This window comes from Cytobacillus sp. FSL R7-0680 (assembly GCF_038009245.1).
Classification (GTDB): domain Bacteria; phylum Bacillota; class Bacilli; order Bacillales; family Cytobacillaceae; genus Cytobacillus; species Cytobacillus kochii.
The window spans coordinates 1,902,111-1,922,931 of sequence record NZ_JBBPAO010000001.1 but is presented as its reverse complement, the minus strand read 5'-3'; the positions used below and the strand labels follow the sequence as shown (position 1 = coordinate 1,922,931).

At 37.9% G+C, this 20,821-nt stretch carries 24 protein-coding genes; 17 read left to right on the top strand and 7 right to left on the bottom strand.

Annotated features, from left to right (window positions below):
• Positions 1 to 44 precede the first annotated feature (44 nt).
• Positions 45 to 872: a pyrroline-5-carboxylate reductase gene (gene proC / locus MKY26_RS09555; protein WP_095372665.1), complete on the bottom strand. Its 828-nt coding sequence runs from the start codon at positions 870 to 872 to the stop codon at positions 45 to 47.
• A 509-nt stretch (positions 873 to 1,381) separates the two neighbouring features.
• Between proC and MKY26_RS09550 the strand changes: the two genes are divergently transcribed.
• From MKY26_RS09550 to MKY26_RS09530, 5 genes are all read left to right on the top strand, one after another.
• Positions 1,382 to 2,350, top strand: coding sequence for an MBL fold metallo-hydrolase (locus MKY26_RS09550; protein ID WP_095372666.1), 969 nt, complete (start codon positions 1,382 to 1,384; stop codon positions 2,348 to 2,350).
• A gap of 4 nt (positions 2,351 to 2,354) precedes the next feature.
• On the top strand, positions 2,355 to 3,149 hold the full coding sequence (locus MKY26_RS09545) for an SDR family NAD(P)-dependent oxidoreductase (RefSeq protein ID WP_095372667.1): 795 nt from the start codon (positions 2,355 to 2,357) through the stop codon (positions 3,147 to 3,149).
• An 85-nt stretch (positions 3,150 to 3,234) separates the two neighbouring features.
• Positions 3,235 to 4,350: an NADH-dependent flavin oxidoreductase gene (locus MKY26_RS09540; RefSeq protein WP_095372668.1), complete on the top strand. Its 1,116-nt coding sequence runs from the start codon at positions 3,235 to 3,237 to the stop codon at positions 4,348 to 4,350.
• A gap of 468 nt (positions 4,351 to 4,818) precedes the next feature.
• Positions 4,819 to 6,078, top strand: a complete 1,260-nt coding sequence (locus tag MKY26_RS09535; RefSeq protein WP_322909575.1) for a Y-family DNA polymerase — start codon at positions 4,819 to 4,821, stop codon at positions 6,076 to 6,078.
• A 23-nt stretch (positions 6,079 to 6,101) separates the two neighbouring features.
• Positions 6,102 to 6,431, top strand: a complete 330-nt coding sequence (locus MKY26_RS09530; RefSeq protein WP_095372670.1) for a YolD-like family protein — start codon at positions 6,102 to 6,104, stop codon at positions 6,429 to 6,431.
• A gap of 17 nt (positions 6,432 to 6,448) precedes the next feature.
• Here MKY26_RS09530 and MKY26_RS09525 read toward each other — a convergent pair whose 3' ends face one another.
• The gene (locus tag MKY26_RS09525; protein ID WP_095372671.1) at positions 6,449 to 7,363 is read right to left on the bottom strand and encodes a LysR family transcriptional regulator; all 915 of its coding nucleotides are present in this window, start codon (positions 7,361 to 7,363) and stop codon (positions 6,449 to 6,451) included.
• Positions 7,364 to 7,516: 153 nt separating this feature from the next.
• Here MKY26_RS09525 and MKY26_RS09520 point away from each other — a divergent pair, with 153 nt between their 5' ends.
• From MKY26_RS09520 to MKY26_RS09490, 7 genes are all read left to right on the top strand, one after another.
• Positions 7,517 to 8,254 (top strand): SDR family NAD(P)-dependent oxidoreductase, encoded by a 738-nt coding sequence (locus MKY26_RS09520; RefSeq protein ID WP_095372672.1) that lies wholly within the window; start codon positions 7,517 to 7,519, stop codon positions 8,252 to 8,254.
• Between the two features lie 97 nt (positions 8,255 to 8,351).
• Complete coding sequence (locus MKY26_RS09515; RefSeq protein ID WP_341056214.1) at positions 8,352 to 9,608, top strand: L-lactate MFS transporter; 1,257 nt, start codon at positions 8,352 to 8,354, stop codon at positions 9,606 to 9,608.
• A 211-nt stretch (positions 9,609 to 9,819) separates the two neighbouring features.
• Positions 9,820 to 10,149: a PadR family transcriptional regulator gene (locus tag MKY26_RS09510; RefSeq protein ID WP_095372674.1), complete on the top strand. Its 330-nt coding sequence runs from the start codon at positions 9,820 to 9,822 to the stop codon at positions 10,147 to 10,149.
• Positions 10,146 to 10,484 carry a DUF1048 domain-containing protein gene (locus tag MKY26_RS09505; RefSeq protein ID WP_307312973.1) on the top strand — a complete coding sequence of 113 codons (339 nt, stop codon included), beginning with the start codon at positions 10,146 to 10,148 and terminating at the stop codon, positions 10,482 to 10,484. Before MKY26_RS09510 ends, MKY26_RS09505 begins: the two co-directional genes overlap by 4 nt.
• Positions 10,485 to 10,592: 108 nt before the next feature.
• Complete coding sequence (locus MKY26_RS09500) at positions 10,593 to 10,919, top strand: iron-sulfur cluster biosynthesis family protein (protein ID WP_095372676.1); 327 nt, start codon at positions 10,593 to 10,595, stop codon at positions 10,917 to 10,919.
• A gap of 86 nt (positions 10,920 to 11,005) precedes the next feature.
• The gene (locus MKY26_RS09495) at positions 11,006 to 11,749 is read left to right on the top strand and encodes a DUF2087 domain-containing protein (RefSeq protein ID WP_095372677.1); all 744 of its coding nucleotides are present in this window, start codon (positions 11,006 to 11,008) and stop codon (positions 11,747 to 11,749) included.
• 12 nt (positions 11,750 to 11,761) lie between these two features.
• Complete coding sequence (locus MKY26_RS09490; protein ID WP_322909571.1) at positions 11,762 to 12,121, top strand: GIY-YIG nuclease family protein; 360 nt, start codon at positions 11,762 to 11,764, stop codon at positions 12,119 to 12,121.
• A 170-nt stretch (positions 12,122 to 12,291) separates the two neighbouring features.
• Here MKY26_RS09490 and MKY26_RS09485 read toward each other — a convergent pair whose 3' ends face one another.
• Positions 12,292 to 13,239 carry an alpha/beta hydrolase gene (locus MKY26_RS09485; RefSeq protein WP_095372678.1) on the bottom strand — a complete coding sequence of 316 codons (948 nt, stop codon included), beginning with the start codon at positions 13,237 to 13,239 and terminating at the stop codon, positions 12,292 to 12,294.
• Between the two features lie 96 nt (positions 13,240 to 13,335).
• The gene (locus tag MKY26_RS09480) at positions 13,336 to 14,229 is read right to left on the bottom strand and encodes a hydroxymethylglutaryl-CoA lyase (protein ID WP_180316951.1); all 894 of its coding nucleotides are present in this window, start codon (positions 14,227 to 14,229) and stop codon (positions 13,336 to 13,338) included.
• A gap of 133 nt (positions 14,230 to 14,362) precedes the next feature.
• Between MKY26_RS09480 and MKY26_RS09475 the strand changes: the two genes are divergently transcribed.
• Together MKY26_RS09475 and MKY26_RS09470 are read left to right on the top strand one after the other, a co-directional pair.
• Positions 14,363 to 15,553 (top strand): acetyl-CoA C-acetyltransferase, encoded by a 1,191-nt coding sequence (locus MKY26_RS09475; protein WP_341096294.1) that lies wholly within the window; start codon positions 14,363 to 14,365, stop codon positions 15,551 to 15,553.
• Between the two features lie 74 nt (positions 15,554 to 15,627).
• Positions 15,628 to 15,879, top strand: a complete 252-nt coding sequence (locus tag MKY26_RS09470; RefSeq protein WP_307312981.1) for a YqkE family protein — start codon at positions 15,628 to 15,630, stop codon at positions 15,877 to 15,879.
• Between the two features lie 61 nt (positions 15,880 to 15,940).
• Here the strand turns inward: MKY26_RS09470 and MKY26_RS09465 are convergent, their stop codons facing one another.
• Both MKY26_RS09465 and mciZ read right to left on the bottom strand, forming a co-directional pair.
• Positions 15,941 to 16,852, bottom strand: a complete 912-nt coding sequence (locus MKY26_RS09465; protein ID WP_095372682.1) for an aldo/keto reductase — start codon at positions 16,850 to 16,852, stop codon at positions 15,941 to 15,943.
• A 93-nt stretch (positions 16,853 to 16,945) separates the two neighbouring features.
• A complete protein-coding gene (gene mciZ, locus MKY26_RS09460) occupies positions 16,946 to 17,116 on the bottom strand; it encodes a Z-ring formation inhibitor MciZ (protein WP_307312985.1) in 171 nt (56 codons plus the stop codon).
• Between the two features lie 76 nt (positions 17,117 to 17,192).
• Here mciZ and MKY26_RS09455 point away from each other — a divergent pair, with 76 nt between their 5' ends.
• The 3 genes from MKY26_RS09455 to MKY26_RS09445 all read left to right on the top strand — a co-directional run bounded on the left by MKY26_RS09455 (position 17,193) and on the right by MKY26_RS09445 (position 20,050).
• Positions 17,193 to 17,747 carry an NUDIX hydrolase gene (locus MKY26_RS09455; RefSeq protein WP_095372684.1) on the top strand — a complete coding sequence of 185 codons (555 nt, stop codon included), beginning with the start codon at positions 17,193 to 17,195 and terminating at the stop codon, positions 17,745 to 17,747.
• The gene (locus MKY26_RS09450) at positions 17,744 to 18,916 is read left to right on the top strand and encodes an endonuclease Q family protein (protein ID WP_095372685.1); all 1,173 of its coding nucleotides are present in this window, start codon (positions 17,744 to 17,746) and stop codon (positions 18,914 to 18,916) included. Before MKY26_RS09455 ends, MKY26_RS09450 begins: the two co-directional genes overlap by 4 nt.
• A gap of 225 nt (positions 18,917 to 19,141) precedes the next feature.
• Positions 19,142 to 20,050, top strand: a complete 909-nt coding sequence (locus tag MKY26_RS09445; protein WP_307312989.1) for an EamA family transporter — start codon at positions 19,142 to 19,144, stop codon at positions 20,048 to 20,050.
• A gap of 93 nt (positions 20,051 to 20,143) precedes the next feature.
• On the opposite strand, the gene MKY26_RS09440 is transcribed toward MKY26_RS09445, so the two are convergent.
• Positions 20,144 to 20,713 carry a GNAT family N-acetyltransferase gene (locus MKY26_RS09440; protein WP_095372687.1) on the bottom strand — a complete coding sequence of 190 codons (570 nt, stop codon included), beginning with the start codon at positions 20,711 to 20,713 and terminating at the stop codon, positions 20,144 to 20,146.
• Positions 20,714 to 20,821 lie beyond the last annotated feature (108 nt).

The following is a 20,821-nucleotide window of genomic DNA, read 5'->3' as shown; positions in this document are numbered from 1 at the left end:
TGATGAATGTGCAGCAGTGTAAATATTGATACCAATTTATTAGGTTAAACTTTCATGTTATTAGCAAAAATCTCACCAAGTTTTTTAGACTGTGCTGTCGCTGCTTTAATGCATTCTACAAATGCTTCTTGTACCGCATGTGCTTCGAGTACCTTTAATCCTGCCTCTGTTGTTCCTCCAGGGCTAGTGACCTCTTTTCGTAATTGTGCAGATTCCTTTGACGATCTCTCAAGCATTTCTGCAGCACCTATTAAGGTTTGAATAATAAACTTTTTCGCTACCTCTTTTTCGAGCCCTATTTCTACTGCACTTTTTTCCATCGCTTCAACTAGATAATAAATATAGGCTGGACCACTTCCAGATAATCCTGTAACCGCATCTAAGTCTTCCTCTTTTACGATGGTCGTTAAACCAACTGTTTCAAACATTCCTTTAACTGTTTCTAATTGTAAATGGTTTACATTATGATTGATGGCTAATGCACTGGCAGATTTACCAATTGTTGCTGAAGTATTAGGCATGGCTCGAACAATAGCTAGGTCTGTGTCTACCATTTCTTCAATAGAAGTAATGGATACCCCTGCTAAGACGGAGACGATTAACATGTCTTTACGTAAATAAGCTCGAATACTTTGAATCGCTTCTCCAACATCCTTTGGTTTCATAGCTAAGCAGACGATATTGACATGAGAGAGGATGTCTTTTATGTCATAAGATATGTTGACACCATAAGATTGTTGTAATTCATAGAGTTTTTCTTGATTGCATTTGTTTGTTACCCATACATTGTTTCCACTTACTAATTTTTGCGTAATGATGCCAGATATTAGAGCTTCAGCCATCGAACCTGCGCCAATAAATGCGATTTTCATTTTTTTTTCCTCCTTGATAATGTTGATAAGGTTCGTACTTGCAAACTCCGTCAAGGTCAATAAAAAAAGCCCCTTCATCCTGTAAAGGACGAAAGGACGTGCTTCCGTGGTACCACCTTCATTTGTCATGTTCTTTAAATTAGAACAGACAATCTCGAATCCGTTAACGCCGGCTACGGTTAGTTTTGCTAACACTCATAAGGTAGGTTCGATGGACTAGTGGACGGTGAAACCTTTCAGCCTAATTGAGTTTCACTCTCTTTTCGTCTTATGTTCATCTACTATTCTTATTCATCGCGTTAAATCATTAATTTATTGTGATTATGAGGGATAACAAGGGAAATTGTCAATAACATTTTCATTCGTTTTTAGAGATAATTTGTTAAAAGTTATGTGAAAATAATGACATTGTTGAGAAATAAAGCTAAGATTAAATATATATATGTTTAAAGATTAGGTTGTTCTACACATATTTTATTTAAATATAATGATTGTTGGAGGGTATGAAAATGGCACAATGGATTAATGATATCGGTCGACTCGTGATTCCTACTCCTTTTCCTGTAGGTGATGTTAACCTTTATGTCATCAAAGGAGAGAAGCTAACCCTTATAGATGCTGGACCTAAAACAGAGGAAGCTTGGGTAGCGTTGCAGTCAGAACTAAATGAATTAGGCTTAACACTGTCAGATATTGAGCAAGTGATTCTTACTCATCATCATCCAGATCACGTTGGTCTGCTTGATTATTTTCCGGCTGATATGCAAATTATTGGTCATCCCTTAAATGAGCGATGGCTCAATCGGACAGAGGATTTCCTACAGCAAAATAATGATTTTTATCAGCATGTTCTCACTGAGTTTGGCTTGATTCAGTATTACGATAAAGTAATGACAAGACTACATAGTGAGCTTGCCTACTTCTGTGATCGCTCATTAGCTCAAGAGATTTGTGAGGGAGACGAACCTCCAGGGTTAAAGGGATGGCGTGTTATTGAAACGCCGGGTCATGCGCAAAGTCATATTGGTTTATTGCGAGAAAGTGACGGAATTTATATTGGTGGTGACCATCTGCTGGCTCATATTTCTCCGAATCCGTTAATGGAGCCACCTTTACCGGGGCAATCTGAGCGTCCTAAATCATTGTTGCAATATAACGAATCACTTGATAAATTAAGCCGTTATCCGCTTGCACTTGTATTGCCAGGTCATGGGGAAGTCTTCACAAATGTAAATGAAATCATTCCTCAACGAAAAAAAGCACAGCATGAACGTGCGATGAAGGTCAAGAAATGGCTCATGGAAGAATCAATGACGGTCTTTGATATATGTAAACGCCTTTTTCCGAAAGCTTACAAAATGCAATTACCTCTTACGGTATCTGAAACAATCGGTCAGCTCGACTATTTGCTTGCGATGGGGGAAGTAAATGAGTATAAGAAGGACGGTGTGTCTTTCTATAGTAGCCAAATGAGGTGATAAAATGGTAAAAGATTTACATGGAAAGAACATTATTATTACAGGTGCATCAGGTGGGATAGGTGAAAAGATGGCAAGGCTTTGTGCGGAAAGAGGAGCCAATCTTGCTTTAGTGGCTAGAAGGACAGATAAGTTAGCTGCAATGAAAGAAGAGCTTGAGCAACGCTATTCTATTGATATTTATACATTTTCTTTAGATGTCTCTAATATGGAAAAGGTAGAGGAAGTTTTCCCATTGATTCTCGAACGGTTTAAGGTAATCGACGTCCTTGTGAATAATGCGGGATACGGCATTTTCACTTATGCTCATGATGCAGATATGAAAGAAGTAAAAAGCATGTTCGATGTGAATGTACTGGGTTTAATTGCTTGCACTCAGCAAGTATTGCCAAAAATGTTAGCGACCAAAAGCGGGCATATTATCAATATCGCTTCACAAGCTGGAAAAATTGCCACGCCGAAATCAAGTACCTATTCTGCAACCAAACATGCAGTATTAGGTTATTCTAATAGCCTAAGGATGGAAGTTGCTTCTCAAGGTGTGTATATTACAACAGTGAACCCAGGTCCAATTGAGACGAATTTTTTTGATATTGCCGATAAAGAAGGCACATATGTGAAAAATGTTCAGCGATATATGTTAAAGCCGGAGTATGTTGCGCGAAAAGTTGTTGATGTGATGTTGACGCCAACAAGAGAGGTCAATCTCCCAAGGTGGATGAATTTAGGAAGTAAAGTATTTGCCATTGCTCCCAGATTATTTGAATGGGCTGGACGCGGTGTGTTTAATAAAAAATAATGTTTCAAGTTGAATGGTTTGCATCGGGCTGTTTTTATCTATATGGTGAAATCGTGAAGATATTTATAGAGAAAAGGTGATAGGTATGAAAGCAAAATTTGAACCATTATTTGAATCCTATACATTTCCTAACGGTGTGACAGTTAAAAATCGACTTGCACTCGCACCGATGACACATTATTCTTCTAATGAAGATGGCTCTATTTCGGAAGAAGAATTAGTCTTTATTAAGGCCCGTGCAAAGGATTTAGGTACAGTTATTACTGCTTGCGCCAATGTAACACCAAATGGTAAAGCTTTTCCTGGTCAACCGGCTATTTACGATGACCAATTTATTCCTGGTTTAAAAAAACTAGCCGAGACGGTTCAACAAGAAGGGGCAAAAGCGGTGATACAAATTCATCACGGCGGCATTTCATGTCCCTCTGAACTTGTTCCCGATGGTGATGTTGTATCTGCATCAAATATCGATCGTGATAACCAAAAGGCTCGTGCCCTATCGACAGGGGAAATTGAAGAAATCATCGAAGCTTTTGGAGAAGCAACGAGAAGAGCAATTGAAGCAGGTTTTGATGGAGTAGAAATTCATGGTGCAAACGGGTATTTAGTACAGCAGTTTTATTCCCCTTATACGAATAACCGTACGGATGAATGGGGTGGATCCGTAGAAAATCGGATGAAGTTTCCATTGGCTGTTGCGGAAGCTTGCCAAAAAGCGATTGATAAGCATGCAAAGAGACCATTTATTTTCGGTTATCGCTTCTCACCTGAAGAGCCGTCGACACCTGGTTTAACAATGACTGAAACCTTTCAACTAGTGGATGCCTTATCAAATCTTCCATTCGATTATTTGCACATTTCCCTTATGCATGCACTATCTACTCCTCACCGCGGGGCGGATACAGAGCGCACAAGAATTGAGCTGGTGAATGAAGTAATTAACGGACGCGTTCCGTTGATGGCCGTTGGAAAAGTGAATTCACCTGATGATGCATTAGCTGTTAGAGAACGAAATATACCGCTTATTGCTATAGGTAGAGAATTGCTCATTTCACCAAGATGGGCTGCATATATTCAAGAAGATCGTCTTGAGAAAATAGAATATGCCCTGAATTTAAAAGAAAGAGATAAATATGACATTCCGAACGGATTATGGGAAGTGATCCTAGCTGCAGAAGGTTGGGTCCCATTTACTCGCTAGGAATCTTTAGAAAACAGGAACATGAACAATTTGTTCATGTTTTTTTTGTGTCTTATTTTGGTTACAAAAGAGATTTGCTCGTACAAACCGCCAAAGAAGCGGAGCAACACTGATTTTTTCGACTATCCATTAAACATTCCCGTTAAATAACAGGCATGTCAAATAAAAGAGGAAAAGCTGGGACTTTTTTTGATTATAGATTTAGGTAAAATATCATAATATGTCGAATATTTATACATAGAATAATGGAAGGAGCAGCCTTCTGCTGTACAAGAGTTTGTTTTACCCATAGTCCATCTCATCTAATGATAGAGCTATTCTTATTTAATCCCAGCTTTTGTCTAGGCAGTCGAATATAAGAAATTCGTCGTAAAATTTCCATTGAAAGAGAACGTATATTCGGTTAATATTATGGGTATAAATAAACGGAACATAAGTTCTTATTTTATAGTGAGAAGAGGCAATCTAATGGTTGATTATAGTGTAATGCCAAAACAACAAATTTTATGTATAGATATGAAGAGCTTCTATGCCAGTTGTTCAGCTGTTATACGGGGATTAGATCCAATGGAATGCTATCTTGTAGTGGCGGGAAATCATGATCGTAAAGGTAGTGTCATTCTTGCTGCTTCACCGAGAATGAAGAAAGAATTTGGCATAAAAACAGGGTCGCGGCTATTTGAAGTACCCAATGACCCGCGCATTATTATTGAAGAGCCAAAGATGGCTACGTATTTACGTGTCTCTATGGAAATTACACGTGTATTTCATCGCTATGTACCAAAAGAGGCTGTGCACACTTATAGTGTCGATGAAAGTTTTATTCGTATTGACGGAACAGAACATATATGGGGTGACGCCTATACGATTGCCCAAAAGATAAAAGATGATATCGAAAGGGAATTTCAACTACCTTCATCTGTTGGAATTGGTCCTAATATGTTAATGGCAAAGCTTTGTCTTGATTTAGAAGCAAAGAAGGCTGGTATTGCTGAGTGGACTTATGAGCAGATAGAAGAAAAGCTTTGGCCGATTTCTCCATTAAGTCAAATGTGGGGTATAGGCAGTAGAATGGAGAAAAATTTGAACAGTATGGGCATTTTCACGGTTGGTCAGCTTGCCCATTTTAATCTAACTACACTAGAAAAAAAGTTTGGTATTATGGGCAATCAGCTATATTATCACGCATGGGGAATAGATTTGTCAGAAATCGGTGCTCCGATTTTACAAGGTCAAATTAGCTTTGGGAAAAGTCAAATCTTGCTTCGAGATTATACTGATAGAGAAGAAATCAAGCATGTTGTTTTAGAGATGTGTGAGGAGGTTGCAAGAAGGGCGCGCACACATCGTAAGGCTGGAAGAACCGTTCATTTTGGGCTTGGATATAGCAAGGATGAGTTTGGTGGTGGATTTTATCGTTCTCGGACAATGGAGGAGCCGACAAATGTAACAATGACCATTTATCATGTTTGTTTAGCTTTATTAGATGAACATTATAACGGCAAAACGGTTCGGAAGATTACTATTTCTCTTGGACAAATAACCGATGATCACGAGTATCAGCTTAGTTTATTTGATCAAAACGGCTTTAACAAGCGCAAGCTCGGCTATACCGTCGATCGCATTCGTGCCCGCTTCGGATCTGCTTCCTTATTGCGAGCGGTTTCTTATACCGATGCAGGTACAGCGAGACATAGAGCAACACTTGTCGGTGGCCATAAAAAATAGTAATGAGAAAGAAGGAATAAGTGATGCTTCGTGATCGTGGGAATAAGAAATGGGTTTCAATGATGCTACCGGAACATGTCAAGCTTTTAAGAGAGTATGATGAAAGTCACCATAAACAAACTAAACCTCAGTTAGATGAACAACAATATGAACAGTTCGATGAGGTGATTAGCGAGGCCATGGCGTTTCATACTTTGTTAACATTTACCTTGTTCCGTCGAGGAGAACAAGTGACTATTTCCGGTCGCATTCATTATGTAGATACATTCAAACAATCGCTTCGAGTAGTAAAGGAGGATGACAGTATTGATATCATTTTCCTACCAGAAATCATTCATATAGAAGAAAGTTAAGTTAACTATACCCCGTATCAATCGCCAACACTCTGATCGTCAAAATAAGTAAGAGCGATGTGTTTGAAAAAACGCACCGTAAATTGATGGAGATCAGTCGCAGCCTGAGAGAAATAACGTCCTTTATGCCAGGCGAGTCCAATATTACGTCGACAACGAGGAGCAGTGATCGGGAGTTGCACTGTTTTCGGTAAATTCTCTTGCAATAATGATAACTGTGGTGTAAAAGAAATCCCTAAACCGAGCTCAATCAATCGTAAAATAGCCCCTGCTTCTTCAAGTTCAAGCGGAGTATGGGGAGTGAAGCCTGCTTCAGAGCAAAACTGATCCGTTAAATCTCTAAAATCATAGCCCATCGGACGATTAATAAATACCTCGTTACATACTTCATTTAAATGAACCGAAGATCGGTGGGCAAGGTGGTGATCAGGTGGAACAGATAAAAAGATTTCCTCATCAAGGAGGGTCATCCACTCAATTTCTGTCCCTTCGATAGGCCTCATAGAAATACAAAAATCAATATCTCCATCCTCTAATTGCTTTTTCATCGCTGCTGCTGTACCGGTGTATTGTTTAATATGAACATTAGGATGCTCCTTCATAAACTCTCCAATAAAGAAGGGTAAGATATGTGGCAGGGCAATGGAAACCGAAGTGATACGATGTTGTGTCGTTACCATTTCTTCTATTTCACGCTCGCCTTCCTCCAATTCAAAAAACACACGATTGATTCTATTTAAATAAGAGCGACCAAAATCATTTAAGCGAATGGTTCGTCCTTGACGATCGAAAAGAGATGCCCCCAAATCATGTTCAAGTCTTGCAATCATTTTACTCAATGCTGGTTGAGATACATGTAATTCATTCGCTGCTTTTGTGATGCTTTCTAAATGAGCTACTTTTTGAAAATAGCGTAACTGTAAAAGCTCCAAAACTATCCACCTCTTTCATAACTTCAAAGTTATAAATTATAGATAAATATGTATTATACGTTATTAAAAGACTATTTTACAATAGTAAACGTAGGACAAAGGAATAGGCAATCACTTATCCTAATTTAATTTACTTTCAAAGGGGAGACAGTTATGAGATTACAAAATAAAGTAGCTATTATTACAGGGGCAGCATCTGGTATGGGCAAGGCTGAAGCCCTTCGTTTTGCTAGTGAAGGAGCGAAAGTAATTGTTGCTGACTTAAATATGGAAGGTGCTGAAGCAGTAGTAACAGAAATAAAGGAAAACAACGGGGAAGCTTTAGCGGTAAAAGTCAATGTAACAGAACAAGCTGATTTAGAAAATATGGTAAAAACAGCTATGGATAACTACGGTCAGATTGATGTTGTTATCAATAATGCTGGAATTTTTGATAAATACACGAACAGTTTAGAAACAACAGAGCAACAATGGGATTTAATATTTGATATTAACGTGAAAGCCATTTATAAAATTACAAACCTTGTATTACCAAATATGATAAAGCGCGGTGAAGGAACAATCGTCAATATTGCTTCCATTGCAGGTCTTGTTGCACAAATGGGTGGAGCCGCTTACACGGCGTCAAAACATGCGGTAGTCGGTTATACGAAGCATATTGCTGCAGTCTATGGTTCAAAAGGTATCAAAATTAATGCGATTGCACCGGGAACAATCCGTACGCCATTAACAGCAGATATGTTAAAAACACGTCCAACAAATAAAATACCGTTAGACCGTTTCGGTAATGACTATGAAGTGGCTGATCTAGCCGTATTTTTAGCATCAGATGAATCGAAATTTATGAACGGTGCAGTCGTACCAATTGATGGCGGCTACACAATCGTATAATTACTTTTTGAAGATAGTCATTAAGCAGTAAAGGCTTAATGGCTATCTTTCTTTAAAGATAAGAAATGAAGCGATTGTTCGAAAAAGGGGGATAAACATGTCAAAATCAAAGAAAGTACCAAATCGCTGGTTTATTTTCACTAGTGCCTGGATCATTATTTTTCTCGTCGCCTCTATTGCGATTTTTAGTGTTTTTTCGGAACCGATGACAAAATTACATGGATGGTCAAGTGCGGACTATAACTTAGCTTACTCATTGTACACTTTAATTTTTGCTATTGTTGCCATATTTGCCGGCATGATTACTGACCGCTATGGGGTCAAGTGGCTGATGTATATTGGTGGGTTACTCTTTGGGTTAGGATGGTTTTTAACTGCTTCAGTGACAACCATTCCAATGCTTTATGTAACCTTCAGCCTAATCGCTGGGAGTGGAGCGGGGATGATGTATAATTCGGCCTTAGTCACAGCCATGCGCTGGTTCCCTGATAAGGGTGGAAAGATTTCAGGGTTATTATTATCAAGTGCAGCAATTGGTCCATTTATATTGTCTCCGATTGCGGCGATGATTATTGAACGTTTCGGTGTGCTAGTATCATTTCGTATACTGGGGATCGTCTTTTTTATCGGTGTTTGGGCTGTGGGTTGGTTAATGTACACTGCACCAGCTAACTTCCGTCCTAAAGGCTGGAAATTACCATCGGAAAAAGAACAAAGTCAAAAGAAAAAGGCGGCAATCATCAATCTAAATTGGAAGGAAATGCTTGCTACGCCACTGTTTTATCTATTATTTTTAACTTTAGTGGCAGCGAGTACGGCAGGAACAATGATGGTATCTTCTGCTTCTGTAATCGCTCAAGACCAAGTTGGGTTAACAGCGACAGTTGGTGCAGTCATTGTCAGTATTAGCACATTATCGAACTTTGTTGGACGCTTAGCGTTTGGTGTTATTTATGATAAATTCGGTTCCTATATCGCTCTATTAATTAATTTAGTTATGACGATTGCAGCATTATTACTATTAACGATGGCGACATCACTTGTGTACTTCACCATTTGTATTATTATTCTCGGTTTTGCTTTTGGTGGTTTACTTGTTGTGTTTCCGCCTTTAACTAGTCAGTCATTTGGTCAAAAGAATTTCGGTATGAACTATGCCATCGTTTTTCTTGGCTATTCTGGGGGCGCTTTTGTAGGTCCACGTATCGCTTCCTACTTCAAGGAAACAACAGGAAGCTTTACGACTGCTTATATCGCAGCAGCAATCTTAACAGCTATCGGTATTGGGCTTGTAGGTTTAGTGTTATTTTTAAATAAAAAGAAAGAAAAGAAACAGCAAGCAATCATTGCGTAAGCATAAGTGCTTCCCACCTGAACCTTTTAAGAAAAGAAGTTCAGGTGGTTTTTTATTTTTTTAAACCATTGACAATTTATCTACTTAGTCATATTATGTAGTAGTACTTAGTTTTACTATATAGTTAATATCGTTTATGTTAAAGAACAAGTTGTTTATGTATACTACCTAGTATTACTACTTAGTTAAGAATGAAAGAGGGGTTTAACGAGTGAAAGGGTTAACAGAGTTATTGAAAGGTGTGTTAGAAGGAATTGTGCTTCAGAAAATAGGGCAGGGGGAGACTTATGGCTATGAAATCACACAGTATTTACAAAACATAGGCTTTGAAGATATTGCAGAAGGAACTGTGTACACTGTGTTGCTTAGACTTGAAAAGAAAGAGCTGTTACATGTTGAAAAAAGAAAATCGGAGCTTGGTCCACCAAGGAAGTTTTATACGTTAAATGATTCCGGAAAGTATGAGCTCGATAAGTTTTGGGAGAAATGGTTTTTTCTCTCTAGAAAATTAAATGACATAAAGGAGAATGATAGTAAATGAAAAACCTATTTGAAAAATTAATTGGCAGTAAAAAGCGGTATAACGATTATAAAGCTGAAAAAGAGCAGTTGCCACAAAGTTACAAGGACGCCCTTCATGCGTTAGAACAGTATATGTGGAATTTCGCCAAAGGAGAAAATTTTATGGAAGTGTTAGAAAATATGCTTCAATTATTTAAAGAAAGTTCAATTGAGCAACTTCCATTACAGGATATTATGGGTAATGATCCTGTTGAATTTGCAAATGCCATTATGGCGCAATATCCAGAGGAACTTTGGTTTATTAAAAGCCAAGAAAAGCTCAGATTGGAAATAGAAAGATTAAATAATAATTAGATAATGGCAGTTGGATGGTTGTCAAATGGTACCTAATGGACTGAAGCTGTTATTCAATCATTTTCGTTGTTATAATCATGATTAACATAGGAAGAAAGGGCGGTAAAGTTGAAGATAACAATTACACCAAGAGCCATAATGAAACTAACAGAAAAATTAAAAAATAAAGATGGTTATTTAAAATTAAAATATGATACTGAAGGTTGTGGCTGTGTTGTAAGCGGTGTAACTGCTTTGTGGCTTGTGAAAGAACTAGAGCCAGATGACAGCGAAGTACAAACAGATTTCATGTCTATTTATATCGAGCCTTCTAAGGAAGTCTTTTTATCAGAAGAGGTAACGATTGATTATAGTGATAAGGCAAGATGCTTTCAATTAAAAAATAATTATGAATACTTGAATCCACGTATGGCTTTTATGGATTATACGAAATGAGAAAGAGAAGAAACAGAAATCTTCTCTTTTTTTTGTTGACTAATTTAGTAAACATATTTAAAATTTGTTTATATAAGGAGGGTAATATGGACTTTCAATCATTAACTGTCACTGAACTAAAGCAAGGATATCAATATCGATCACAAGAAGCTGTTTACGTATGTAATTATTGCCAACAGACTTTTGAAACAGGGCGGGTTTATCAATTTGCCGAAGAAATGTTTTTAGGAAAACAAGCAGTAGAGTGGCATATATCCGAAGAGCACGGAGGGAATTTTCTGCAGCTACTTTCAAACGAGAGTAAATATAATACGCTAACAGATAAACAAAAGCAGTTGTTAAGCGCCTTTCAATCGGGTAAAAAAGATGCCCAAATTGCAGAAGAGATGAATGTATCTCACTCAACGATTCGCCATCAAAAGTTTTCATTTCGTGAAAAGGCAAAGCAAGCAAAGCTATACTTAGCCATATATGAAAATGCGTTTCTAGGTCATCTTCAGGAAGAAATCATCCCTATTCATAACGGTGCGACTATGGTGGATGAACGCTACTTTATGACAATAGAAGAACGAGAGCAAATCATAAATGAAAATTTCGAGAGCCTCCATCCGCTCAAGTTAAAACGATTACCGAAAAAAGAGAAAAAGAAAATCGCGATTTTAAGTCGCATCATCAAAGAATTTGTTACTGGGCGCACATACGGAGAAGATGAAATAAAAGAAATACTAGTAGGCATATACGATGATTATGTCACTATAAGAAGGTATTTAATCGATTATGGATATATGAACAGGACGCCAGATGGCAAAGCCTATTGGGTAAATGATTAAGGAGGAATACTATTGAAACCCGATCGTAAGAAAGAATTAAAACAACAGTATAAAGAGATGAAAACCTATTATGGTGTGATTAGAATAAAAAACGAAAGCAATGGAAAAAAATTTATTGATGCTGTACCAAATGTGAAAAATCGTTGGCTTACTTCTAAAATGATCTTAAATGATGGTCGTCATATGAACAAAGAATTACAAGAAGATTGGCATAAATACGGTGAAGAAGTGTTTAGTTATGAAGTACTCTGGCAGAAGGATAAAAGTGAGATCAACGATATGAAGTTCGAACTGCAAAAAAAGAGAAAAGAATGGATTCTTAAAGAAGAGGCTTATGATGACAAAGGCTATCACCATAAACCCGAGGAATAATAGGTTAGAAAAGTTATGCTAAGCAAATTTGATTTTCTATGCCTTGGTTGAGGGCATCTATAAAGAGCTGTGTGCGCTAAAAAGAGAAATGAGCAACAAGTAAAAACAAAAGCTTCAGTCTAGTCAATGATAGAGGGTGGGAATTTGGTTAAAAATCAGCTTATGGTAGGCTATCGCTCAAATTTATGGGCAGGTGAATCTTCCACTTGAAAGGGGATTCCATTATCCGTAAAGAAAGAGTCGATGGCTGCTTCATAGGCTTCTTTATTTTCATTGTATGATTGAGCATGTGCGCCATTTTTAGCAATGAACAGTTTTTTGGGTTCATTTTTTTGTTCATACAGCATTTCCGTCATAACAGGTGGGATAAATGTATCATCTTTACTATGGATAAAAAGAACAGGCTTACTGATATAAGATACGACAGCGAGTGGTGACACGTCATGGATGGAATATTTGTCACGCAATCTAAGAAAAACGTTACTTATTGGCAAGATTACTTTAGGTGGTAATTTAAAGGTCGTACGCAAATGATGAGTAAGTTGACCAGATAAATCAGAAAAAGGACAATCAGCAATATAAAAATCAGCATCATCAGCAAGGCTCCCAGCGTATAAGAGCATTGTCGCTGCCCCCATTGATTCACCATGAATACCTAAGAGTACATCAGGACCTTTCTGCCTTTTGAGCCAATCTACCACAGCTTTAAGATCATATTTCTCATAATAGCCATAGCTCGTTGTCTTCCCGCCAGATTCACCATGTCTTCGGTGATCATAAATAACAACATTGAACCCGCGAGATAAAAACAAGTTCATATATTTTATAGAGTTCGTTTTATTCTCTGTCACCCCATGAGAAATGATGACGTATCTATTACTAGGATAAGGTGCAGCAACGACAACTTTAAGAGAGTATCCTAAAGGAGAATGGATAAAATGTTCTTCCTTTTCTAATTGATCATAGGCTGAGACATTTAATCTGCCAGCGATGCTTTCTCTTTCAACGATAACCGCGTTATCTTTTTTACGAATATACATTAATTTATTTGTGAAATAGGTGCCAATAGAGAGAATAACAGTTAGCAGTAATAAACTATAGCGCAGGATTCTTTTCATTTTTTCCCTCCATGGTGTTTTCCTTTATTTTACCATTTGGACAAAAGAAATATCCATCTTAAAACACCGGTTCGTGTCATAAGATGGACGGATTGTTTAAGCATTTAGTTGAAAATAACTACTTTCAATTGTCCTTGTCATATGTGGCTTAACGAGATGAATGGCTTCAACTAACTTTTGCAAGTCTATATTGGTTGAGATACCCATTCTCTCTAACATATATACCACATCTTCCGTAGCAGCGTTCCCAGCTGCACCTGGAGCGAAAGGGCAGCCGCCAAGCCCACCAGCAGAAGTATCAAAACGGTCGACACCAGCTTGAAGAGCAGCAAGGATGTTAGGAAGAGCTAATTTTCGTGTATCATGAAAATGAGCGGTAATGAGTGTTTCAGGAAAAGCATCTTTTAACTTTTTAAATACATCAAATGATTCATGCGGAGCCGCCATTCCGATGGTATCAGCAACACTTAACTCATCTGCTCCTGCATTGACAAAGGCTTGGCATAATTTTAATGTATCATTTACATCTACTTTTCCTTCGTACGGACAATAAAAAGCTGTGGAAATACAAGCACGTACAAAATATCCATTTCCTTTTAATTCTTTGATTATTGGCACAATTTCAGCGACACTTTCTTCGGTTGTTTTATTAATATTCTTTTTGTTGAACGTTTGACTAACACCAACAAAAGTAGCAACGGCCTGGCAATCAGTAGCATAAACACGATCAATCCCTTTTCGGTTGGGAGCAAGCACCATATCTCGCGTATGTGATGTGAGGGTATCAGCAACAATTTCAGCTGCATCACTCATTTGCGGTACCCATTTTGGCGAAACAAATGAGGTAAGTTCCATTTCTTTTACACCAGCACTTTTTAATTTTTGAATAAATTGTTTTTTGATATCTGTTGGAACGAAGTTTTTTTCATTCTGTAGTCCATCTCTCGGGCCCACTTCAATAATCGTCACTTCTTTTGGCAGTGTAAACATTATATTCCTCCTTTTATAGAAAGCGTTTACTTTATTGTAGTGGTTTAATATTCAGAAATGCAAGAATTAAGTAAAGTGTGGCATAATAGAGAGGTAGATTCATAACAAGGTAACCATGGAGGGGAAAAACAGTATGGAACGAGCAGAAGTCGTTATTGTAAGCGCTACAAGAACAGCGTTAGGAACATTTAATGGGAGTTTAAAAGGGGTATCAGCGATAGATCTAGGAGCAGTAGTTATTAAGGAAGCATTAAAAAAATCAGGGGTAGAAGCATCGGCAGTTGACGAAATTATTATGGGGAATGTGCTGCAAGCAGGATTAGGCCAAAACCCAGCAAGACAAGCAGCTATAAAAGCAGGTGTACCTGAAAGTGTTTCTTCAATGACTATTAATAAAGTGTGTGGCTCTGGCTTGAAAGCCGTTCATTTAGCAACGCAAGCAATTGTCGCTGGAGATGCAGACATTATTGTCGCTGGTGGCATGGAAAATATGAGCCAAGCACCTTATATTCTAAAAGGTGCACGTGATGGGTTTAAAATGGGTAATACTACTTTATATGACTCCCTTATTGATGATGGGCTAACATGTGCATTTAATCAGTATCATATGGGTGTAACTGCTGAAAACTTATGTGATAAATATGAGATTTCTAGAGCGGAACAAGATCAATTTGCGGCTGAGAGCCAAGAGAAAGCAACGCAAGCAATCGAATCTGGTCGCTTTAAAGATGAAATCGTTCCGGTAGAGATTCCGCAGCGAAAAGGAGAGCCAATCATTTTTGATCAAGATGAACATCCAAAAGCAGGTACAACGGCAGAAAAATTAGGTAAACTCCGCCCAGCATTTAGAAAAGAAGGAAGTGTGACAGCAGGCAATGCATCTGGTATCAATGATGGTGCAGCGGCAGTGGTAGTAATGAGTAAACAAAAAGCGGAAGAGTTAGGAATTAAGCCACTTGTTACAATTAAAGGAAATGGGAATGCTGGTGTTGACCCGAGTATTATGGGAATTGGTCCAGTAGAAGCGGTGAAGAAAGCATTAACGAAAGCAAATACTACATTGGAAGAATTAGAGTTAATTGAAGCAAACGAAGCTTTTGCGGCCCAGTCCCTAGCGGTTGATCGTGAATTGAACTTTAAGAAAGACATCTTAAATGTAAACGGTGGCGCAATTGCTCTAGGGCACCCAATTGGTGCAAGTGGCGCACGAATTTTAGTTACTCTCATCCATGAAATGCAAAAACGCCAAGCGAAGAAAGGTTTAGCAACATTGTGTATTGGTGGCGGCCAAGGTGTGGCAACTGTAATAGAGCTTGCAGAATAATTTATGGTGAGAGGGTTCTATGCTATAATAACCATACATTCTATACAAAAGAATGAGGGGGTAGGACACCAGTCATGAAGCAGAGAAAACAGCGAGCACAATCAAAGAAAATAAGTGAAGATAAGCCGCTTACTTTAGGAGATATGTTAAATCCTGAGCTTGTCAGAGGGTTGCAAGTGAAGAAAAATGAGCTAAAAAAAGCGGAAGAAATAAAGTTTGAGGAAGAATCACGTAGAAAAGCAGAAGAGCGTAAATTACGTGAGAAAAATAAAAGCTTTGAAGAGCTTTTAGGCGAAAGTAACTTAAATTGGAAAGAATTTAAATAATAGATTACGAGAAAAGATGACGTATCCAAAGGTACGTCATCCTTTTTGATTTAAGTAAGTGTTAACGATGTGCCTCGTACTTATTCATTTTAGCTAATTGTTCCATGAAAGTTAATTCTGACTTAGATAATGGCTCTGCACGAACGGCGGCAACATTCTCTTTAACCTGCTCCATAGAAGAGGCACCGGCAATAATAGAAGTAACCCCTTTATGTGCCAAGTTATATTGTATAGCCGCTTCTTGTAGATGGCGTGTTTCAGTAAACTTTGCTTTAAGCTCAGTCAGAAGAGCACGCAATTCAGTTTCACTATAATCTAAATATCCTTGTTCCGATAGTTTATCAATCCAGTTTTCACTTAATAAACCTTTAGCGAGTGGACCTCTCGTAACGACACTAATGTTATTTTCAGCTAATAGTGGTAAAACTTCTTCCTCTGGACGACGATCAAGTAAACTATATTGCATCATTACTGAATCAATAGAGGCATGCTTAACATATTCGCGAATCACATTAGGACGAATGGAGGAGATACCATATGCCTTAATAAAACCTTCTTGTTTAAGCTCTTCAAACGCGTCAATTGTTTCTAGTATATTATCTTCTAGCGTCCCGCCATGCAATTGATATAAGTCAATATATTCTACACTTAATCGTTTCAAGCTTTGTTTTACGGCTTCTTTTATATAAGCTTTTGACGGATCCCAGCGCCAGCCTTCTTTTCCTTCAGTCCACCGATTACCTACTTTTGTGGCAATAACGACATCCTCTCGTACGCGTTTTAACGCTTCTCCAACTAGCTGTTCATTCAAACCAAAGTCGTATAAGTCGGCTGTATCAAAATAATTAATACCTTCTTCTAGTGCTGTTTCAATAATCGCTTGTGCCTTTCGTTTATCTGTTCCAAGTGACATACAACCAAGACCAAGTGGAGTAACCATTAATGGTGATTTACCTAACTGTACTTTTTTCATTTGTGAACCTCCGCTCTTCTCTGAGTATTTTTTATCTATTTTACCGATACTGAGAGAGGTTAAACAAATCTTTTGATTCATTGCATGGAGAATTTATGAGTCACGTTCGCTATTCTTGGGCTCCTTGTAATAATCATCATTTGTTGTTCCATCTATCCATTCTCTAACATAAGTAAATGACTTCTGATAAACCTTTAGTTTTTCTTTAATTTCCCATGCCTTACCAACAAAGGTAATACCCTTTTCATGAACGTAAATTTTCATCAAGAGCTCTCCTAAACATAAGTATGTTAAAATGTATGAGCAGAATAATCGGATAGAACAGGAGTGACGAGAGAAAATGAGTCGCCTAGAAGAAAAAACGTTAAAAACGGAAAAAATCTTTGACGGTAGGATTATTCGACTCCAAGTAGAGGAAGTTGAACTACCGAACGGACAATTGTCGAAAAGAGAAGTAGTCAAGCACCCAGGTGCAGTAGCAATATTAGCACTAACAGATGAAGGAAAAATGGTTATGGTTGAACAATACCGTAAAGCACTTGAGAAGACGATAATTGAAATACCAGCAGGTAAATTAGAAGGAAACGAAGATCCCCTACAATGTGCAAAAAGAGAATTAGAAGAAGAAACAGGGTATGGGTGTGATGAGATAGAGTGGCTTATTTCTTTTTATACCTCTCCTGGTTTTGCTGATGAAATTGTTCATTTGTATATGGCAAAAGGTTTACATGTGATAGAAAATTCGGCCAATCTTGATGAAGATGAATTTGTTAATCTGAAAGAAGTCACTGTTCAAGAAGCTGTCCAATTAATAGGAGAGCAAAAAATCTATGATGCGAAAACCGCTTATGCAGTTCAATATATGCAACTAAAAGAAGCATTGCAGGAAAAATGAAATCTTATTATGCAGATTTGCATATTCATATTGGGAGAACCGCTACTGGAAAGCCGGTTAAAATCACAGGTTCAAAAAACTTGACTTTTACAAACATTATTCATCATGCAAAAAATCAAAAAGGGTTAGACATCATTGGGATTATCGATTGTCATTCTCCAGAAGTGATAACTGAAATAGAGGCTTTACTTCAGGAGGGTGAGTTACAAGAACATGAGGATGGCGGATTATTATTTGATGATATGATGATTATTCTTGGTTCAGAGCTCGAGATTTATGATCAATATTGTCATGGGCCCATCCATGTTCTATCGTTTTTCCCAACACTTAGCCACATGAAAGATTTTTCAAACTGGTTGTCAGTTTTAATGAAGAATATTCAACTGAGTTCACAGCGTGTTTATATAGAAGGACGTATGCTTCAACAAAAGGTAAAGGAATTAGAAGGTTTGTTTATTCCTGCCCATGTGTTTACACCTTTTAAAAGCTTATATGGAAAGGGCGTAAAGCATTCACTTAAGGAAGTATTTGACCCTCATTCGATTGATGCAATTGAATTAGGATTGAGCGCTAATACAGAAATGGCCGACAGGATAGCTGAGTTACATGACTATCCATTTATAACAAACTCTGATGCGCATTCATTAGCGAAAATTGCAAGAGAATACCAAAAAATCTCCCTCCAAGAATTAAGTTTTAAGGAGTTAACTATGGCACTGCAACAAATGGATGGAAGAGCAGTTGAAGCTAATTATGGATTAGATCCGCTTCTGGGTAAATATCATGAGACGGTCTGTGTTCAATGTGGTGTGGCCCAACCACAAGGGACAGTACTATGCAGTAACTGTGCTAGTAAGAAAATCATTAAAGGGGTAAAAAATCGTATTCAAGAGTTAGCAAATGTAACTTCAATGGCTCAAGGGAGGAAACGACCACCATATATCCATCAAATTCCTTTAGAGTTTATTCCCGGAATCGGGGTAAAGACATTAGAAAAGCTACTTCTTCATTATGGCACAGAAATGGCCATCATCCATGATGTCCCTCTTGCCTCATTGCAACAAGTCATACCTGAACAAGCAGCGCTTCTGATTGAGCAGGCGAGATCAGGGAGTTTACAATTTGACGTAGGTGGCGGAGGAAGATATGGTAGAATTCGCATTGATTAAATACTAGACTTGACAGACTACCCATGTCGGGGATAAGATACAGTGGTATAAATAATTGAATGCCAAAACCGGTACGGATTTGTGGACTTTTTAAGAGTAGACACTCTTTTTTCGCCACACATTGATGCAAGTAGCATCGATGTGTGGCTTTTTGTATTTTAAAAAAATGCTCTTATCTTTATTAAAACGATATTTGTCAACCGGTAGATTGAGGAGGAAATACGGATGAAACAATCAATGTATCCTTTAGCAGTCCTTATCGGAGGTGCTTGCTTTGGTGTATTATCAACCTTTGTCAAGCTTGCCTACGGTGAGGGGTTCGAACTTGCTGAAGTTTCTGGAAGTCAATTTTTAGCTGGGACGTTACTGATTTGGCTTATATTCTTGTTTACAAAAAAACAGAAGATAAGCTTCAAGCGTTTTAGCTTTCTCGTATTATGTGGTGTGCCAACTGGTTTAACGGGAATATTTTATTATCAATCCTTACAGTCTTTAAATGCGTCGTTAGCCATCATTTTCTTATTTCAGTTTGTTTGGATTGGTACGGCTATTGAGTTTATTGTTGATAGAAAAAAACCAGGAATGAAAAAATTACGTGCGATTTTGCTGTTACTTATTGGCTCTTTCTTGGCAACAGGTATTTTGTCACAAGGATTTAATGACTTTTCTCTAGTTGGTGCAGGATGGGGTATGCTTGCGGCATTATCCTTCTCCATCTTCGCCTATATTAGTAGCACGGTAGGGAAAGAAGTACCGCCGATCCAAAGAAGCGCTGTCTTTGCCATTGGTGGATTACTCATTACTTTTGTCATCTTCCCGCCAGTTTTCTTAGCTGATGCAGCAACTGTAACGGCACTTATGCCGTACGGATTGTTTTTAGGTCTTTTTGGTGTCACTTTACCACCATTGTTATTTGCAATCGGAATGCCTCATGTGGGTGCTGGGTTAGGTACAATATTGACATCGTCAGAATTACCAGTTGCTTTACTAATGTCTGTACTGGTTTTACAGGAAGAACTTGTCCCGCTTCAGTGGTTAGGGGTTTGTATTATCATTTTAGGGATTATTTATGGTAATGTGGCTCATAAAACAAAAAAGGACCACGACCTCATTCAGTCGTCAAAGGCGAGTTAATTAATCGGGGATATGTTTATTTTTTTCTTGAGATGGTGGGGGCTTTGTTTAAGATTTTGACAAGGCCCTCACCTTTTTGTATGAGGATATCAATTAGTCATCAACTTTTACTTTTGCATACACACATGTACTTCTTAGGGATATGTTATCGGTTGCTAAGCTATCGTTACGCAATATGCCCTCTAATGGGAAACCGAGACGTTCCGCTATTCGCCGACTATCTATATTTTTTTCATCACAGCGGATTTCAACTCTATTCGCTTTGAAATGCTCAAAACAGAAAGCTGTCAAAGCTTCTGCAGCTTCTGTTATATAGCCATTCTTAATTTGGCGGCTATCACACCAATAACCAATTTCAAATTTTTTAATATCCCAATTTATCCGGTGAAGGCCGATTGAGCCAACAAAAAGATGATTCTCCTTCAGATAGATATGTAGACGGAAATCGCTTCGGTTAATAAATTCGGCAAAAGATGCGCGTATTCCAGCTTCTACTTCTTCAACAGTCTCTTCTTTTACAGCAAAAGGCAACCACTTTTTTAGAGAATCTCGCGACACTGCAATGGCTTCATGCACTATCTTGCCGTCACCAGGCAAACATGGTCTAAAATACAAACGTGTTGTTTCTATTTTCTCTGGAAAATCTACTAAGATGGGATTCATTCTTTATTCTCCTTTTTAATTTAATAGCGCCTATCGCCGGTCTATCATACCCTTTTACATATAGTAAATGTAACTTTCTTAAAGTGTAAATAAATAACATCTTATTGA

Bases quoted from the DNA above. Each gene is read 5' to 3' on its own strand.
- MKY26_RS09540 (WP_095372668.1), top strand. From the start codon at position 3,235: ATGAAAGCAAAATTTGAACCATTATTTGAATCCTATACATTTCCTAAC.
- MKY26_RS09450 (WP_095372685.1), top strand. From the start codon at position 17,744: ATGAAATCTTATTATGCAGATTTGCATATTCATATTGGGAGAACCGCT.
- MKY26_RS09485 (WP_095372678.1), bottom strand. From the start codon at position 13,239: ATGAAAAGAATCCTGCGCTATAGTTTATTACTGCTAACTGTTATTCTC.
- MKY26_RS09480 (WP_180316951.1), bottom strand. From the start codon at position 14,229: ATGTTTACACTGCCAAAAGAAGTGACGATTATTGAAGTGGGCCCGAGA.
- MKY26_RS09550 (WP_095372666.1), top strand. From the start codon at position 1,382: ATGGCACAATGGATTAATGATATCGGTCGACTCGTGATTCCTACTCCT.
- MKY26_RS09530 (WP_095372670.1), top strand. From the start codon at position 6,102: ATGCTTCGTGATCGTGGGAATAAGAAATGGGTTTCAATGATGCTACCG.
- MKY26_RS09455 (WP_095372684.1), top strand. From the start codon at position 17,193: ATGAGTCGCCTAGAAGAAAAAACGTTAAAAACGGAAAAAATCTTTGAC.
- mciZ (WP_307312985.1), bottom strand. From the start codon at position 17,116: ATGAAAATTTACGTTCATGAAAAGGGTATTACCTTTGTTGGTAAGGCA.
- MKY26_RS09535 (WP_322909575.1), top strand. From the start codon at position 4,819: ATGGTTGATTATAGTGTAATGCCAAAACAACAAATTTTATGTATAGAT.
- proC (WP_095372665.1), bottom strand. From the start codon at position 872: ATGAAAATCGCATTTATTGGCGCAGGTTCGATGGCTGAAGCTCTAATA.
- MKY26_RS09505 (WP_307312973.1), top strand. From the start codon at position 10,146: ATGAAAAACCTATTTGAAAAATTAATTGGCAGTAAAAAGCGGTATAAC.
- MKY26_RS09475 (WP_341096294.1), top strand. From the start codon at position 14,363: ATGGAACGAGCAGAAGTCGTTATTGTAAGCGCTACAAGAACAGCGTTA.
- MKY26_RS09495 (WP_095372677.1), top strand. From the start codon at position 11,006: ATGGACTTTCAATCATTAACTGTCACTGAACTAAAGCAAGGATATCAA.
- MKY26_RS09465 (WP_095372682.1), bottom strand. From the start codon at position 16,852: ATGAAAAAAGTACAGTTAGGTAAATCACCATTAATGGTTACTCCACTT.
- MKY26_RS09440 (WP_095372687.1), bottom strand. From the start codon at position 20,713: ATGAATCCCATCTTAGTAGATTTTCCAGAGAAAATAGAAACAACACGT.
- MKY26_RS09470 (WP_307312981.1), top strand. From the start codon at position 15,628: ATGAAGCAGAGAAAACAGCGAGCACAATCAAAGAAAATAAGTGAAGAT.
- MKY26_RS09515 (WP_341056214.1), top strand. From the start codon at position 8,352: ATGTCAAAATCAAAGAAAGTACCAAATCGCTGGTTTATTTTCACTAGT.
- MKY26_RS09520 (WP_095372672.1), top strand. From the start codon at position 7,517: ATGAGATTACAAAATAAAGTAGCTATTATTACAGGGGCAGCATCTGGT.
- MKY26_RS09445 (WP_307312989.1), top strand. From the start codon at position 19,142: ATGAAACAATCAATGTATCCTTTAGCAGTCCTTATCGGAGGTGCTTGC.
- MKY26_RS09545 (WP_095372667.1), top strand. From the start codon at position 2,355: ATGGTAAAAGATTTACATGGAAAGAACATTATTATTACAGGTGCATCA.